The organism is Mesorhizobium loti CJ3sym (assembly GCF_000472785.1).
GTDB classification, from domain to species: domain Bacteria; phylum Pseudomonadota; class Alphaproteobacteria; order Rhizobiales; family Rhizobiaceae; genus Mesorhizobium; species Mesorhizobium loti_E.
Genome location: NZ_AXAL01000002.1, coordinates 76,943 through 92,252 on the forward strand (window position 1 = coordinate 76,943; position 15,310 = coordinate 92,252).

General features: G+C 61.9%; 18 protein-coding genes and 1 riboswitch. Of the genes, 14 read left to right on the forward strand and 4 right to left on the reverse strand.

Features of this window, described 5'->3' with window-relative positions; genetic code table 11:
* Positions 1-89: 89 nt before the first annotated feature.
* A complete protein-coding gene (locus tag A3A9_RS0104950) occupies positions 90-905 on the reverse strand; it encodes a class I SAM-dependent methyltransferase (RefSeq protein ID WP_027057774.1) in 816 nt (271 codons plus the stop codon).
* A gap of 164 nt (positions 906-1,069) precedes the next feature.
* On the opposite strand from A3A9_RS0104950, the gene A3A9_RS0104955 reads away from it, so the two are divergent.
* The 3 genes from A3A9_RS0104955 to A3A9_RS0104965 all read left to right on the forward strand — a co-directional run bounded on the left by A3A9_RS0104955 (position 1,070) and on the right by A3A9_RS0104965 (position 2,567).
* The gene (locus tag A3A9_RS0104955) at positions 1,070-1,594 is read left to right on the forward strand and encodes a hypothetical protein (protein WP_245278979.1); all 525 of its coding nucleotides are present in this window, start codon (positions 1,070-1,072) and stop codon (positions 1,592-1,594) included.
* Positions 1,587-1,922: a hypothetical protein gene (locus A3A9_RS38320; protein ID WP_033838354.1), complete on the forward strand. Its 336-nt coding sequence runs from the start codon at positions 1,587-1,589 to the stop codon at positions 1,920-1,922. The genes A3A9_RS0104955 and A3A9_RS38320 overlap by 8 nt, the downstream gene beginning before the upstream one ends.
* Positions 1,923-2,168: 246 nt before the next feature.
* A complete protein-coding gene (locus tag A3A9_RS0104965) occupies positions 2,169-2,567 on the forward strand; it encodes a GNAT family N-acetyltransferase (RefSeq protein ID WP_245278980.1) in 399 nt (132 codons plus the stop codon).
* 95 nt (positions 2,568-2,662) lie between these two features.
* Here the strand turns inward: A3A9_RS0104965 and A3A9_RS0104970 are convergent, their stop codons facing one another.
* Positions 2,663-3,370, reverse strand: a complete 708-nt coding sequence (locus A3A9_RS0104970; protein WP_027029882.1) for a hypothetical protein — start codon at positions 3,368-3,370, stop codon at positions 2,663-2,665.
* A gap of 206 nt (positions 3,371-3,576) precedes the next feature.
* On the opposite strand from A3A9_RS0104970, the gene A3A9_RS0104975 reads away from it, so the two are divergent.
* Together A3A9_RS0104975 and msrA are read left to right on the forward strand one after the other, a co-directional pair.
* Entirely contained in the window at positions 3,577-5,112 is a 1,536-nt protein-coding gene (locus tag A3A9_RS0104975; RefSeq protein WP_245278981.1) for an ArnT family glycosyltransferase, read from the forward strand.
* Positions 5,113-5,317: 205 nt separating this feature from the next.
* Positions 5,318-5,836 carry a peptide-methionine (S)-S-oxide reductase MsrA gene (gene msrA / locus A3A9_RS0104980; protein WP_027057778.1) on the forward strand — a complete coding sequence of 173 codons (519 nt, stop codon included), beginning with the start codon at positions 5,318-5,320 and terminating at the stop codon, positions 5,834-5,836.
* Positions 5,837-5,937: 101 nt separating this feature from the next.
* Here msrA and A3A9_RS0104985 read toward each other — a convergent pair whose 3' ends face one another.
* Positions 5,938-6,264: a hypothetical protein gene (locus A3A9_RS0104985; protein WP_027057779.1), complete on the reverse strand. Its 327-nt coding sequence runs from the start codon at positions 6,262-6,264 to the stop codon at positions 5,938-5,940.
* Positions 6,265-6,460: 196 nt separating this feature from the next.
* Positions 6,461-6,574: riboswitch (TPP riboswitch) on the forward strand.
* Between A3A9_RS0104985 and A3A9_RS0104990 the strand changes: the two genes are divergently transcribed.
* The 9 genes from A3A9_RS0104990 (at position 6,565) to A3A9_RS0105030 (ending at position 14,063) form a co-directional block, all read left to right on the forward strand.
* Positions 6,565-7,173 (forward strand): YkoF family thiamine/hydroxymethylpyrimidine-binding protein, encoded by a 609-nt coding sequence (locus A3A9_RS0104990; protein WP_027057780.1) that lies wholly within the window; start codon positions 6,565-6,567, stop codon positions 7,171-7,173. It overlaps the preceding riboswitch by 10 nt.
* A gap of 39 nt (positions 7,174-7,212) precedes the next feature.
* Positions 7,213-8,028 carry an ABC transporter permease gene (locus A3A9_RS0104995; protein ID WP_051370761.1) on the forward strand — a complete coding sequence of 272 codons (816 nt, stop codon included), beginning with the start codon at positions 7,213-7,215 and terminating at the stop codon, positions 8,026-8,028.
* Entirely contained in the window at positions 8,025-8,777 is a 753-nt protein-coding gene (locus A3A9_RS0105000; RefSeq protein WP_027057782.1) for an ABC transporter ATP-binding protein, read from the forward strand. Before A3A9_RS0104995 ends, A3A9_RS0105000 begins: the two co-directional genes overlap by 4 nt.
* Positions 8,770-9,786, forward strand: a complete 1,017-nt coding sequence (locus A3A9_RS0105005; RefSeq protein WP_027057783.1) for an ABC transporter substrate-binding protein — start codon at positions 8,770-8,772, stop codon at positions 9,784-9,786. Before A3A9_RS0105000 ends, A3A9_RS0105005 begins: the two co-directional genes overlap by 8 nt.
* A 190-nt stretch (positions 9,787-9,976) precedes the next feature.
* The gene (locus tag A3A9_RS0105010; protein ID WP_430515876.1) at positions 9,977-10,747 is read left to right on the forward strand and encodes a methyltransferase family protein; all 771 of its coding nucleotides are present in this window, start codon (positions 9,977-9,979) and stop codon (positions 10,745-10,747) included.
* 486 nt (positions 10,748-11,233) lie between these two features.
* Complete coding sequence (locus A3A9_RS0105015; RefSeq protein WP_051370763.1) at positions 11,234-11,860, forward strand: hypothetical protein; 627 nt, start codon at positions 11,234-11,236, stop codon at positions 11,858-11,860.
* Between the two features lie 347 nt (positions 11,861-12,207).
* Complete coding sequence (locus A3A9_RS0105020) at positions 12,208-12,756, forward strand: hypothetical protein (protein WP_027057786.1); 549 nt, start codon at positions 12,208-12,210, stop codon at positions 12,754-12,756.
* Between the two features lie 190 nt (positions 12,757-12,946).
* Complete coding sequence (locus tag A3A9_RS42360) at positions 12,947-13,111, forward strand: DUF3309 family protein (protein ID WP_080680761.1); 165 nt, start codon at positions 12,947-12,949, stop codon at positions 13,109-13,111.
* Positions 13,112-13,592: 481 nt separating this feature from the next.
* Complete coding sequence (locus A3A9_RS0105030) at positions 13,593-14,063, forward strand: pyridoxamine 5'-phosphate oxidase family protein (RefSeq protein WP_343286125.1); 471 nt, start codon at positions 13,593-13,595, stop codon at positions 14,061-14,063.
* 5 nt (positions 14,064-14,068) lie between these two features.
* On the opposite strand, the gene A3A9_RS0105035 is transcribed toward A3A9_RS0105030, so the two are convergent.
* On the reverse strand, positions 14,069-15,139 hold the full coding sequence (locus A3A9_RS0105035; protein WP_027057788.1) for a sensor histidine kinase: 1,071 nt from the start codon (positions 15,137-15,139) through the stop codon (positions 14,069-14,071).
* Positions 15,140-15,310 lie beyond the last annotated feature (171 nt).

A 15,310-nucleotide genomic window follows, 5' to 3' on the forward strand; every position in this document is an offset into this window, starting at 1 on the left:
GTTTTTGTCCATGGTGCTGATTTGCGCCGACGACCCGCCGCCACGGCGGGTTTTTGTTTTTTCTCCCTGCTTAAAGCGAGCTTTCCTGGTCAGCCCATCTTCGAGGCGATGATGGCGAGCGAAGCCAGCTTGCCATCGCTCAGGCTGCGAATGTAGTTCTTGCGGCGCTGCACGAATTCAGCGCCCAGCACGATTTCATTGGCTTGCAGCTGCGCAGGCGACGGCACGATGCCGGCGCTGGCTCTTTTCAGCGCCAGTTCGACATGCTCGCCGGTTTCGTCGATGATTTCGCCGATCTGGAAGCCGGCGTCGACGAACAGGGTTTTCAGGGTTTTGCCATCAACCAGGTGACTGGTCGCCGGCGCGACCGCCCAGGGCAATGGGTAATAAGGTTCGTCGCCGGCCAGCACCGCTTCGGTCCAGATCAGCTTGCCTGCCGCCTTCAGCACGCGAAAGGCCTGTCCGATGACGGCGGCCTTGTCCGCTATGTTCATGCCGACATAGAAACAGATCGCGGCGTCAAAGGTGCTGTCGGCAAACGGCAATTTTGTTGCGTCGGCTTCTTGGAAACGAACCTTGTCGGCCAGGCCGCTCAGCTTGGTCAGTCGGCTGGACGCCTCGACAAAGGCCGGTGTCAGGTCGACCCCGTCGACGTCGCAGCCATAGGTGGCGGCAAGGAAGCGCGCCGGGCCGCCAATGCCGCTGCCGATATCCAGGATCCGGTCGGTGGGCGAGGGCGCAAGACGGGCGGCATGCTCCTGCGTTGCGATGAGTTCGCGGCCGTGAAGCTGATCGAACGGATAGAGTTGCGCGGCACTCAGGCTGTCGATTTTGGCATCGGGGATGGCGGCCACTATGCGCTCGACGATGCCGTCGCTGCCGTAATGCGTGGTAACGTTGCTCACGGCGCTTCCTCCATCCTCAGGCGCAGCTTCCCATCAATGGATGCATTAGGCAACGCGCCGGCACCGGAGCGCCTTGATGGCAAACGCTGGAGCCGTGGCGAAAGACGAAATAGGAATTTTTTCCTGAAAGTGATTGACGGGATGAGGGCAGCCATGCTATCTTCTTGTCCATGGTGCTGATTTGCGCCGATGACCCGCCGCCGAGGCGGGTTTTGTGTTTTTGGGCGATCCTTTGGGTGACGCAGCTACGGCTGCCGATCTTGAACGCTGGCGCCACAGAACGCGACCTTTGCGAGAATCCCATGAGCCAACGCTACGCCACGATTATCACCGACGATGACGGACGCGAAATTGTCAGCGCAATTGGCGAGTTCGAGGGCGCCGCACCCGAGCCACGCTTGGGCCGGATGGAGCCGGTCGGGCCCGGCGTGCTGATCGGCATGGTGCGGGATGCGGCCGGTGGCTTTTGCTTTCCGCAGGCTGGTATCGGCGAACACGCCGTCCTCGTGTTGGCGCGGCTCAAAGTGCAGGCGGTAAAACGCGCCGTTGCGCCCGCCGCTTCGGCAAAGCCGAAGCGCGTCAAAAGGGTCAAGGTGGCGAAAAGGAAATCCCGCTCAAAGAAGCCGGCCAGATCGGTGCCGAAGGCGGCGGCTGGCGCCGTCGACGCCCCGGCTCGCGACAATGGCTGACGAAGCCGAGGCCAGGCCGGCGCGCCGCCAGACAAGGCCGGCAAGGCGCAAGCCTGTCGCCCGCGAGGCGGTTGCGCAGAAACCCCGCGCGAAGCGGGCGAAAAAAACGCTGGGCGACGATTTTCTGGCCGCCGTGCGGGCCGATTTCCGCGCGCATGGCGCCGGGGTCATCGCCGAGGTGCGGGCCGACAAGCCGGACCAGTATCTGAAGATCGTGCTGTCAGTCCTGCCCAAGGATTTCGATGTCGCCGTCAACCATCTGGATGCAATCTCGGACATCTTGTTCGAGGTGATCGTGCGCAAGTTCAGGCCAGCCCCGGAGGAGTAACTCCAGGCCTTGCCTGGCGTCGAAAATCAGCGCCTGACGGCTCGATCGAGTTAAGCCCGCCTCGGCTCACGCCGGGGCGGGCTTTTTTGCGTTTGTGGCTGCTGACAGGCCACTGCTATATCCGGCGCCAGGCTGCCGCACTCGCGGTGGCGTTTATCCAGCCCGGGCTTGCGGATGCAGATTGAACGATACGACGGAAACCGGGAGGCTTTACGGCCGCTGTTTGCCCTTGCAGACGATTCCCCCATGCAGATCTCCTCCTATATCGATCGGGGCGAGGTGCTCGTTGCTCGCGACGGCGGTCGCATCGTCGGCCATGTGCAGGTCATCGAGACAGGCGAGGGCGGTGTGTTTGAACTCAAGAGCCTTGCGGTTCGTCCGGCAAGGCAGAGCGAGGGGTTGGGGCGTGCCCTTGTCGCGGCCGCAATCACCCGCTGCCGCGAGCGCGGTGGCCGGCGCCTGATTGTCTCGACGGCGACGGCCGATATCGGCAATCTGCGGTTTTACCAGAGGCAGGGCTTTCGGATGTGCCGCATCGTGCAGGATGCTTTCGGGCCATCGACCGGTTACCCCGAAGGCTTGGCTGTGAACGGGATTCCGCTGCGCGACCAGGTGGTCTTCGAACGCGACCTCGGCGCGGATTGAGGGTGGGGTCGTGCCCTGCATTGTGGCTTCGGGACAGTCGCAGACAATCCAATAGCCGCCCCGGCTCGCCGGGCCGGCTATTTTGCATTTTCACCCTAAGCCAGGATGTTGACGGCGCGGGCCGCGACCAGCGCGATCGTCAGCAGCGAGATCATCGCTTCCGCCATCATCAGCAGCTTGGCGCGTTGGGAGAGCGGCAAGGTGTCGGTCGGCGAAAACGCCGTCGCATTGGTGAAGGCGAGGAAGAAATAGTCGACGAAACCGGGCAGCCAGTGGCTGAGCTCGCGGTCATTCAACGTCATCTGTGCAAACAGGAAATCGGCCTGCGCCAGCTTGACGAGGCCACAGGTCGGCGGCCCGCCCCGATCGGTGCTCCAGAACCACAAGGCGAAGACGATGACGTTGGTGACCCAGATGTTGAGGGCATCAATCAGCAGTGTCGTGCCGCTGTTGCCGGCATGGCCCTCCAGCAACGCCCGCACCAGCAAGACCAGCGAACCGCAATTCATGACGCTGATGATCGCGGTCATGGTCAAGGCCGTTCGGCGGATCATGACGCGAAACTGGCCGATCGCATGCCATTCGTGATCCTCGACCGCCTTTCTGGTGGCGGCCTGTGTCCAGGCGGTCGCCACCGACAGCGGCAACAGCAGGGCGGCCTCCAGCGCCGGGGCCAGCCAGCGCGGTCCGAAGGAGAGGTTGTTGATGACGAGAAGCTGCAGGCAGATGATGACGAGGACGGCCGCACGCGCCATCCAGAAGTCGAGCGCGCGGTAGTGAATGACGGCGTGCTGGTGACGCATGATGGATCCAGAGACTTGGGACAGGGGTGACACAGGCTGTCTGCCTGGGCATGGCAGGAAGCGGCGAATGTTGTGCTCAATCTTGGCCCCGCAATGGCGGTGCAGATATACATTTTCGTAAGCTTTGATATCGGCACTATTCGTAAAACCGGACGATGTGGTTTAAGCGCCGCATGGCCGGAATAGATGACTCCATGGATGGTTGGATGCCGGCAGGACTGCCTGCTTCCGGTATTGACTCCCCATCGGCCTGGGCTGTCCTGCTTCGTCATCCCTTGTATTTGCTGGCGCTTTTGTGCCTTGCACAGATTTTTTGCTGGACGCTGGTGCCGACGCTGGTCGATCCTGCGCCGCCCGGCGATGTCGTGGAAGGCTTCATGTGGGGCCGCGAATGGGTGCTTTTGACCTACAAGCATCCGCAGCTCCCCGGCTGGCTGCTCGAGATCAGCCATCTCCTGACCGGATCGTTTCGCTGGCCGCAATATCTGCTCGCCCAGTTGACGATCTCCTCAACTTTCATCCTGGTCTATCTGCTGGCCCGCGACATGCTCGGGCAAAATCGCGCGCTGGCCGCCGTGCTGTTGATGCCGTCGGTCTATTTCTTCGGCTGGCCGACCCCGCAATTCAATCATGATTATGCGCAGATGCCGTTCTGGGCGGCCATCTGCTGGCTGCTTTGGCGCGCCGGCCGTGGCGGCGGGCCTGGCTGGTGGCTGGCGCTGGGGCTGGTGTCGGGCGTCGGGCTCTATGCCAAGTTCTCCACCGGCCTGCTGCTTGTGTTCGGCGCTCTCTGGCTGCTGTCCGACGCGCGGGCGCGCAGCCGGCTAGCGACGCCTTGGCCATGGCTCGGCCTTGCCGTTCTTCTCGCCGTCGCCGCGCCGCTGGCCATCGCGCTCTACCGCCTCGATTTCCTGCCGCTGACCTATTTCGCCGACCGTGACGCATGGGTGACCGAGCACCGTGCACGGCTTTATTATATCGGTGTCCAACTGGCCGGTCTCTCCGGCTTTCTCCTGGTGCTGGCTATATCAGGGCTGCTGCGACGCTCGCCGGCCCCTGAAAGGCCCGTCGAGCGCGGCACACTTGTCTACCTCCTGTGGATGGGACTTGGGCCGGCGGTGCTCGTCATGGCGGCCTCGTTGATCACCGGCACCGGCGAAGCCTGGGGCGCGCCGATGTACAATCTTGTCGGTGTCGTGGTGCTGGCCTTCGTTGGCCACCGGCTCGGTGCCTCCGAGATGCGCAAGCTGGCAATCTGCGCCTTCATCTGCATCGTCACCATGTCGGGCGCCTATGCGGCCATCCGCTGGACGGACTGCAATGTGCGAGGGCGCATGGACGCCGTCTGCTGGCCGGCACAGCCGATTTCGGACGAGGCCGAAGCGGTCTGGCACGCGGCTGCGCCCGGCCGGCTCGACATTGTCGGCGGCGATACCAATCTCGCCATGCTGGCCGGCCTCGATGCCTATGACAAGCCGTCGATCTTCACCGACCTCAACATGCGGTTCGCACCCTGGATTACCAGGCAGCGGCTGCTTGATCACGGCATGCTTATGGTCTGGTCGGGGTACGGCGTGCCGCCGCGGTTGCGGGCGTGGCTGGGCAATGTCCCGGTCAAGACCGTTGTTTTCAACTGGTCGCGTGAAGCGCCGCCTGTGCCAATCAGTTTTGCCGCCATTTTGCCTGGTACGCGCAACCTGCCGGCTGCGATTGACAGCCGGACCCGGCATCCGCGCAACTGAAGTCAGCCGCGCGGTCCAATCTCGCTTCGCGTCGTGGTATTTCGTTCGCTCATGACCGCACGCATTCCAGTTAGGCTGCCGCGCGCTTCCGGGCGACTGGACGAAACCGGCGACAATGCCCATTTATGGGAAATTCAATTTTGTTTGCGCAATTCCCGACGGGAAACCGCCACACAGCTGGAATTGCTTTTTGAGGAGACGTGACATGGCGACTTCGACCGAACGCGCAGTGCTTGCCGGTGGCTGTTTCTGGGGCATGCAGGATCTGATACGGCGCTATCCCGGCGTCCTCTCCACCCGTGTCGGCTATAGCGGCGGCGATGTGCCCAACGCCACCTACCGCAACCACGGCAGCCATGCCGAAGCCATTGAGATCAATTTCGATCCGGCGGTCATCAGCTTTCGCACGCTGCTGGAGCGCTTTTTCCAGATCCACGATCCGACGACGCGCAACCGGCAAGGCAACGATGTCGGGATGAGCTATCGCTCGGCGATCTACTACACCAGCGACGAGCAAAAGCGCGTCGCCGAAGACACCATCGCCGATGTCGATGCCTCTGGTCTGTGGCCTGGCAAGGTCGTCACCGAAGTCGCGCCGGCCGGTGCCTTCTGGGAGGCCGAGCCCGAGCACCAGGACTATCTGGAGAAATATCCCAACGGCTACACCTGCCATTTTGTCAGGCCGGGCTGGAAGTTGCCGGTTCGCGAGAAGGCGGTTTCGTAACATCCACACTGGTCGCAGGACCGTGCCCTGACACAGCTGTCCTATTAACAAAAAGCCGCGGAGCAAATGCTCCGCGGCTTTTTTAGTGCTTGGTACTGAGCTTACTTGCCGCAGTTGTTGTCATTCACGGTTGGCGCCGTCGCATTGCCGTTGGCATCGGACTGCGCGCCCTGTGGGTTGGTCGGACAATTCTTGTCCGCATTGGAATTCATGTCGCCAGGCGCAGTAGTCGTGCTGTTGGTCGCCGACGAGTCAACGTTGTTGGGGTCAACTGTGTTGGGCGACGCAGGGGTGGCCGGGTCCACCGTCACGGACTTGCCGCTGCCGCCGCCGCTTCCATCAGCGCCGTTCCCGCCTGTGCTTTGCGCCATGGCGGACGTGGCGAGAGCAACGGTGAAGGCCGAAGCTGCGAGGATTTTCATGAGCATGGTCTGTCTCCATTTCTGTGAATTCGTCGCGTCGCGACTGGTGAGACAACCTCGCGGGTCGATGAAGGTTCCCGATAAAATTCGATGTCCTGAGGCGATGCCCGGCTCGCATCCAACGTCAGACTTGGCGCAATGCTTTTGGCATAGAGGCTCGAAAAAAAACGCTTTCCCGATCGACCGAATGGTGCTTTAACGCGCCCATCCACAGGGGTGCTCCGTACGGTCGGGGCTGAGACGGGGGCGGCAAGCCCACAGACCCTAGAAGCTGATCTGGGTAATACCAGCGGAGCGAGGCGGGCGATGTTTTCAGGCGCACAGATTTCTCTATATCCCATGGCCGACGATTTCGTCGGCGTCATCCTTGGCGCGCTCGGTGCGCTCGATCCCTGGCGGGACAGACTCAGGATCGAGACCGACGACATCTCGACCTTGCTGGTCGGGCCACCCGAAGTGTTGTTCCCGGCTTTGCGCGACCTGTTCGTGGCGGCGGCGCGCAGCGGCAAGCATTGTGTGCTGTCGGCAACCATTTCGCGCGGCTGCCCGGGTGAGCCGGACGATCCGATCTGCCGCACCGATACGCTTAGCGGGCCAGTCGGGCCGCTTGGCCCACGCAAGGAAGCCGCCATCACCGCCGTGCGCAATGCTGCTGCCACCGGCCAGCCGGCGGCGGCGCAGTTCTCGCTCTATGTGATGGGTACCGGCGACCACATGGACGAGATCTATGGCTGCATCGATTTCCTGAAACAGTCCGGCGTCTATGATCGCTCCAAGAATTTTTGCACCAAACTGCGCGGCGATACAGGCGCGATCTTTTCGGCGCTGAATGAGGCCTTCTGCCGCTTCGGGCCGGGGGCCGGCCACGTAACCCTCGACGTCACGGTCTCGGCCAATAGCCCGTCGGCTGTTTAGCCGGCAGCGCTTCCGCGCGACCCGTCAAAGGTTATTCCCGTGGTCTCATCATCAGTCGCGTTGCGCCCGCTCGCGGGTTCCCTTGCCAAGGCAATACCCGCTGTCCTCTCGGTTGGGTTGCTCCTTGTGGCGTGGGAGCTCTACGCCACCTATTCCGGCATCAAGCCGACGATCCTGCCGGCACCGTCACGCGTCTTCCAACAGGCGATGCTCAATCGTGAGGCGCTGATCGACAACGCCATTCCCACCATCGGCGCCACGCTGATCGGCTTTGCCTGTTCGCTGAGCGTCGCCTTCGTGCTGTCGATGCTGGTCGATTTTTTCTGGCCGTTGCGGCGCGCGCTGTTTCCGGTCTTCATCGTCAGCCAGACCTTGCCGCTGGTGGCGATCGCACCGCTGGTGGTGCTGTGGTTCGGCTTCGGGCTGATGCCGAAGATCCTGCTGGTGGCGTTGGTTACCTTCTTTCCGACGCTGGTGGCCCTGGTTCAGGGTTACGAGGCGACGGAGGTCGAGATCGGCCAGATGCTGCGCGCCATGGGGGCAGGGCGCTGGCGCGTCTTCATGCTGGCGCGGCTGCCTTCGGCGCTGCCCTATTTCTTCGCCGGCCTGCGGATCTCCATCACCTATGCCGTGGTCGGCGCGATCTTCGCCGAATATGCAGGCGCGGCCAAAGGGCTGGGCATCTACATGCTCAACGCCAAGAACAATTTCCGCCCCGATCTGGTGCTGGCCGCCGTCGGTGTCAGTGCCGCGCTCACCCTCATCCTGTTCGGGCTGACGGTGTTTTTGCAGCGCCTCGCCATGCCCTGGGAGCGGGCCGGCCGGCAGCCTGCGCGAAAGGGGGCGCGGCGATGAGCCGGCTCGAATTGCGGCATGTGCGCAAGGCGTTTGGCGGGCTCGACGTGCTCGCCGACATTTCGCTCAACGTCGGTGCCGGCGAATTCGTCTCGATCCTCGGGCCTTCGGGCGCCGGCAAGTCGACACTGTTCCAGCTCCTGACGGGGGCGGAGCACGGCGAGGGCGAGATGCTCTTCGACGGTGCGCCGCTCGACGACCATGGCAGGCATTTTGCGTTCATGCCGCAGCGCGACGCGCTGATGCCGTGGCGGCGCATCCTCGACAACGCGACGCTCGGGCTCGAGGTGCAAGGCGTAAAACGCAAGGCGGCTCGGGCACGCGTCGCGCCGCTGTTTGCCGAGTTCGGGCTTGCCGGCTTCGAGCGGCATTTCCCGGCGCAGCTTTCGGGCGGCATGCGCCAGCGCGCGGCGCTTTTGCGCACCGTTGTGCAGGAGCGCGACATGCTTTTGCTCGACGAGCCGTTCGGCGCGCTCGACGCACTGACGCGCACAGCCATGCAGCGCTGGCTCGAACAGATGTGGCGGGAGCATCACTGGACGGCACTGCTGATCACCCATGATGTGCGCGAGGCGGTGTTCCTGTCCGACTGCATCTATGTGCTGTCGGCGCGCCCGGCCCGTGTACTGCGTGAGATCCCGGTGCCGCTGCCGCGCCCGCGCGATCCGACGGGCGCCGCCGCGCTCGAGGCCGAAATCCTTGACATCTTGCTCAACCCTCAACCATCCAAAGGAAATGACCATGACTAAGTTGACGCGCCGGCAGGCCTTGCTGCTTACCCTTGCCAGCGGTCTTCCGCTGGTTACCGGATCGAGCCGCTCCTTTGCGGCAACGCAAAAAGTCACCGTCGCTCTCGACTGGACTGTCAACACCAACCACATCGGGTTGTTCGTCGCCCGCGACAAAGGGTTCTATGGCGAGGCCGGCCTCGAGGTGGATATCCTGCCCTACAGCGATACCGGTGCCGGCACGCTGGTCGCCAACCGCGTCGCCGATTTCGGCATCAACGGCACCATCAGCCTGTTCACCCAGAAGACGGCCGGTGCCGATTTGAAGGCCGTCTATGCCGTGGTGCAGTCCGAAACCGGCCGGCTGGTGTTCAATGCCGCGCGCAGCGAGATCAATAGCCCCAGGGATCTGGACGGCCTGACCTATGGCGGTTTCGGCAGCGCCTGGGAAAACGCGCTGATCTCGACCATCATCCGCCACAACGGCGGCAAGGGCAATTTCGAGACCGTGACGCTCGGCACCTCCGCCTACGAGGCGCTGGCCAATGGCTCAGTCGACTTCACGCTCGAGGTCTCGACCTGGGAGGGTGTCGAGGCCGAACTCAAAGGCATCAAGCAGCGCAGCTTCGTCTATGCCGACTATGGCGTGCCCGACGAGCACACGACGCTGATCTCGTCGAGCGACGCGTATCTCCAGGCAAATCCGGCGCTGGCGGCGGCCTTCGTCCAGGCAACGCGGCGCGGCTATCAGTTCACAGTCGATCATCCCGGGGAAGCCGCCGCGCTGCTGATTGCGGCCAACAAGGATGCCCTGACCAATCCGACGCTGATCGAAGCGTCGCTGAAGGCGCTGATCGACGGGCACTATCTGCGCGGCGAAAATAGCGCCATCGGCACCTTGGATCCGGCAAAGATGGACGCGATCGGCGACTACCTCTTCACCGCCGGCATTTTGCGTGACGCCGACGGCAAAGTGTTGACGCAACGCCCTGATTTCGCCCAGTATTTCAGCAATTCAACTCTGGGTTAGGCACGCTGCTACGACGCCTGGGCAAGCTGCGCGAACCAAGCGAGTTCGCTTGCGCCAAGGGGCCGCGGCCTTGTTGCGATAGGCGCTGCTCGTTTGTGTTTGCCCTTGGCTTCACAGGTCCGGCTTCGTGCCTTGTAGCCCTGCGCCCGACAGTGGCTGAGCATGATCGCATGCCCGGCGCGGATTCCGGTTGGCATCATTCCGATCTTGCCGGTTAACGGCCCGGCAATGGTTGCATGCAATGGTCCCCTTGAGGGATCATGGGGTGCTTGCCTTGCTCACGTCAAAAAGTGAAGCGTTGTCGCATAACAATGAGGGCGGATTTGTTTCCGCTGCGCGCAAGCGCGAGATGCTGATCGATCTTCGCGAAGGTTTCTTTCGCGCCTGCGCTCTAGCGTGCGCGGGGCTGTTCGTCTATCGCGGCGTACATCAGCTCGTGGAGGATCCCACCCGGCTCAATGCGGCGCTGGCAGCGGTTTCCGAGATCCTCACTTTCACCTGGTTGCTGCTGTCGCGACGCCCGGTCACGCGTGACTGGAATCCGCTCACGGTCATCGTCTCCATCACCGCCAGTTTCGGGGTTGTGCTGATCAGCCTGGAGCCCGGCACAGCGCTTCTTCCTGTCGATATAGCCGCGCCGCTTCAGATCCTGGCGCTGCTGTTCGTCATCTGGGGCAAGGCATCGCTGGGCCGCTCCTTTGCCATCCTGCCTGCCAATCGTGGTGTGATGACGGGCGGCGCGTACCGGATTGTGCGGCACCCGATCTATGCCGGCTATCTTGCCGGACACGTTCTCTTCCTGCTGTCGGCCTTTTCCTTCCACAATTTCGCGGTCTATGCCGTCATCACCTACATGCAGCTGTATCGTATCGTGCGCGAGGAGGCGTTGCTGTCCTCGCTGCCCGAATATCGCGACTATATGAAGCGCGTGCCCTACAGGCTGTTGTACCGGGTTTTCTAAAAACGGCACGGCCGGCAAAAACAAGGGGGTCGTTCCGTGGCTTCGACTGGTTTGGGCAGTTTTCCCATCCAAGCGGTGTGCGGATTGCCGATTGCCAGCGGCATGCATGATATCGATCTGACGAGAGCGGACACATAGCGCCCCTGGGGACATCTCCAGGCCACCGCTGAGCGGCTTCAGCGCTATCCAGAGCTCACGACAAAGCACCACTGCCGCAGACTGGCGTGCTCAAAGGCGCAAGAGATTCGAAAAAACGTTTTTCTTATCGATAAATATAATATATCGATTATGTTGGTATTCTCCGAATAATATTTTTTACAATTAAATTATACGTCTATTATTATTATCATTTGTTAATTTGAACAATTAATACCATCAAATTATCCTGTATTGGACAATTTGAAACTGAATCTCTTCTGTTGCGTAGTTGAGTTTGCAATCGGCCGTGTGCCGACTGCCTTAGCGCAACGACAACAGGAGAGTGTTATGGCTTTTACCATCAAAACAGTCGCCAGTGTGTTGGCAGGTAGTGCAATAGTCGTCGTTCTGTCCTTGCCGGCGCAAGCTGCAGGGCTCGGTGTTGGGGTCGGTGCCTCGATTGGCGGCAGCGGTGGCGTCAATGCCGGCGTCGGTGCCTCCGTCGGCGGTAGCGGCGGCATCAGTGCCGGTGCCGGGGCTTCCGTTGGCGGCAGCAACGGCGTCAATGCCGGAGCCGGCGCCAATGTCGGCGGCTCGAACGGCGTCAGCGCCGGGCTCGGCGCTTCCGTTGGCGGCAGCAACGGGGTCAATGCCGGTGTGGGAGCCAATGTCGGGGGCGCTGGCGGCGTCACCGCTGGGCTCGGCGCCACTGTCGGCGGCACGGGCGGCATTGGCGTTGGTGTCGGCGTGGGCATCGGTGGTGGCACCAATCCCAGCAACCCGTCGAACCCGAGCAATCCGTCGAACCCCAGCAACCCGAGCAATCCCAGCCATCCTAATCTGCCGGGCGTGGTGGCTCAGATGTCGGATGGCAAGATCGCGCGGATGAAGAAGCGCTGTGCCGACGTGCTAAGCGATAGCGGCACCTATGATCGCGACCTGCGTCAGCTTTGCCTGCTGATCGCAAGCCGCTGAGGCCAAGAGTGCGGGGATCGGAAGTGCAACACCAGCCGTGAGGCTATGACCGCACTCTCCTGGCCTCCGGCCGGTCGGAAAGCCCGCCATTTCGGCGGGCTTTCTGTTGTCGATATCCTAGCAACCCGGACGCTGTTGCTAGGCTGTCGATCCGTTTGAAGGTTGCGGATTTGGTGCCTATCCGCTGATACTTCTCGATGGGTCCAATTGTCTCGAATTGGCCGGTATGCGGGTAACTGTACCACAGGTTGTCAAATGTATTTTAGCAACCAATGATAGAGACCGAAGGTTGGTCATACAGCCGGTTTTCAAGTCCGGTTTGTTCGAAACAACCCAGGGAGAGACTCATGTTTGGTATCGCAAAAAGACTTTCCAAGATCCTCGCGGGCAGTGCTGTCGTGGCTGTTCTATGCATGCCGGCGCACGCCGGCGGAATTGGCGTTGGCGCCGGTGCTTCGGTCGGCGGTGGTGGCGGCGTTAATGCCGGTGCTGGTGCTTCAGTTGGCGGCGGCGGTGGTATCAATGCCGGCGCCGGCGCATCGGTTGGTGGCAGCAATGGCGTCAATGCGGGCGCAGGAGCCAGCATCGGCGGCAACAGCGGGGTCAACGCAGGCCTCGGTGCGTCAGTGGGGGGCCAAAACGGTGTTGGCGTCGGCGCGGGTGTCGGAATCGGCAATGGCGTCGCCGCGGGTGTCGGCATTGGCGTTGGCGGAACAGATCCGAGCACGCCAAGCAACCCGTCCAACCCCAGCAAGCCTGGCCTGCCAGGCGTCGTCGCCGAGATGTCGGACAGCCAGGTGGCGCGGATGAAGAAGCGCTGCGTCGATGTGCTGGCCAGTTCAGGCGGCTACGACCGCGACCTGCGGCAGCTGTGCCTGCTGATCGCGCGCCGCTAAGGCGGTAAACGTCATGAGGCCCGCTGCCGCAAGGTGGCGGGCCTTCATTTTGCCGGCGAACGGTCTGCTCGCGCGCCTCGTCATAATCACGCGGAACGGTAAGGCTGTTCGAACGTTCTCGTCTTCGAAGCATCGCATGCGACGATGTTCAAACCGGCGTGTCAGCGCCTACAGGAGCGGGAAAAACACCATGAGCATCGGCACCATCCTCATCATCATACTTGTCATCGCGCTGCTGGGCGGCTTCAGCGGTCTCGGCGGCGGGCCGTTCTATGGCACCGGCTATTATGGCGGCGGCGGCCTCGGGCTTGTGCTGCTGATCATTATCGTCCTTGTCGTCTTAGGGCGGATCTAGAGGCTCTCGAGCCCCGGGACAATCGCGATCTCGTGACTGCTTAACGAAGGGAATGCACCGGATTGTGATGGAAGCAAGCCGGCTTGTGATCCAAAATTCTGCGCGACTCTCGTATTGTGAATTCGGTCCATACCCCCCGTGGAAACAAGAGGAGAGGGTCCCACCCCTTCATCCTCCTCCAAGGCCCGCCCCGGCTTTCCGGAGCGGGCTTTGCTTTGACCGAGGGAACCGCCTTGCGTCGAGACAGTTGAGTTGCGGAAGGCTGCCCAATGCCCGCAACACTCAGAGCAACCCTGTGCGAAATTCGCGATGATCTTCACCTCCTTAGGCGGATGGTGGCGGCCCGCGGGCATATAGAGACCATCCAGGTATCGACGCGCTGATCGGCATCGCGGAAGCCGAGGCCATCAAGGGCATCAAGGGCATCAGCCGTATCGATCGCCGCAGCTGAAGGGAAGAGGACCGGATGAACGTCACGGAGATGACGCGGCAGGACTGCATTGCCCTGTTGAAGACGCAACGCCTTGGCCGGCTGGCCTGTGTGCGCGACCTCAGGCCCTATGTGGTGCCGATCAATTTTGCCTTCGGAGATGACGCCATTTTCAGTTTCTCGCTTCCCGGCAGGAAGGTCGAGTGGATGCAGGCCAACCCCCATGTCTGTCTTCAGGTCGATGATGTGGGCGGAATCAATGGCTGGAAGAGTGTTGTCGTGGAGGGACTCTTCGAGGAACTGCCTAAAGGGCCTGATCTGGATGACAGTGCCGCCGGTGTCGAAAGGATGATTGCCCCGGTAGACATCGACCGCAAATTTGCGTGGTCGCTTCTTGCAGCGCACGCGAACTGGTGGGAACCAGGCGCGCTGAAGCCAGACCATGCCGCGACGGTTTCAGGCAGCCATCTCTTCTATCAGATCAGGATCGAGGCGATATCCGGAAGGCAGGCCTCGTGGTAGCGGTTTTACGCAGCGCGCGGTACCCGTGAGGTGAATGTCGCGCGGGTCACCGACACGCTGGTGCCGTCGGTGTCGCTGATCGTTTCCACCTTGGCCTCCAGCTGCCTAACCAGTGCCTCCACGATGGCTGTTCCAAGACCGGTGCTCGGCAAGTCGTTTGCGATCTTGCCAACGCCATTGTCCGATACCGTCAGTTTCCAGTCGCTGCCCGCGGTCTCGAACGTCACCTGGATACAGGCGCCGGCCTTCTCCCTTGGGAAGGCATATTTGATGGCGTTTAGGACTAGTTCGGTGACTATCAGCCCCAGGCTAACCGCCCTTTGCGAATCCATTCTCCCGCCTTCGGCCGTGACATTGACCGTGATCGGCTGGGCTTCGCCGATCATGGATGATGCGAGGCTGCTGCACAATTTCGGCAGGTAGGAGCCCACATCGATCTCGTCGATGCCGACAGAGGTGTGGAGGTGGCGTTGCACCTCGGCCACGGACAGAACACGCTGGTGGGCGTCCTTGAGATGCTGGCGCGTCTCTTCCGAGGTGACGGAGCGTGCCTTCAGCAACAGGATGCTGGCGATGATCTGCAGGCTGTTGGCAACGCGGTGCTCCATCTCGCGCAACAGCACGTCCTTCTGCCGAAGCAGATCCTCGGTGCGGCGCAGCAGTTCTTCTTTTTCGCGCTCGATGACGCGGCGCGCCGTTATGTCATTGAAGGCGAGAAGGATGGTGATCGCCGGGCTGTGATCGTAAAGCACTTTGCGGGCGTTGAGCAGCATGGTGCGGCGGCCGATCCGCGGGAAATCGTGCTCGACCTCGAAACCGTCCATGGCGGTCTTCTCGGGAATGATCGTCTCCAGCAACAGACGAAGTGCGGGAATGTCCCATTGACCGTCGCCGAGGGCGTAGAGCAGCGTGCCCTGCGTCTGCGCGGGGTCGACTTCAAACGTCTTGTAGAAGGAGCGGCTGGCCGCCAGCACGCGGAACTTCTCGTCAAGCACGAGAAACGGCTCGGTGATCGTATTGACGATCGCCTGCGCCAGCGTTTGCGCATCCTCGATATTCGCAATGGGTTGAAACATGGGCGCAAAGCCGGCCGAGCAGCGTTTTGCCACTCCAAACATCAACCCTATACCCTTGCCTGACCGCTGTCGCGAATTGAATCCGACGGGACGGTGATGTGATGATCCATCCCGCCCGGTGACGGCGAATTGCTTTTCCTATGTCAAATTTGAATGACGGCGCGTCGGCAG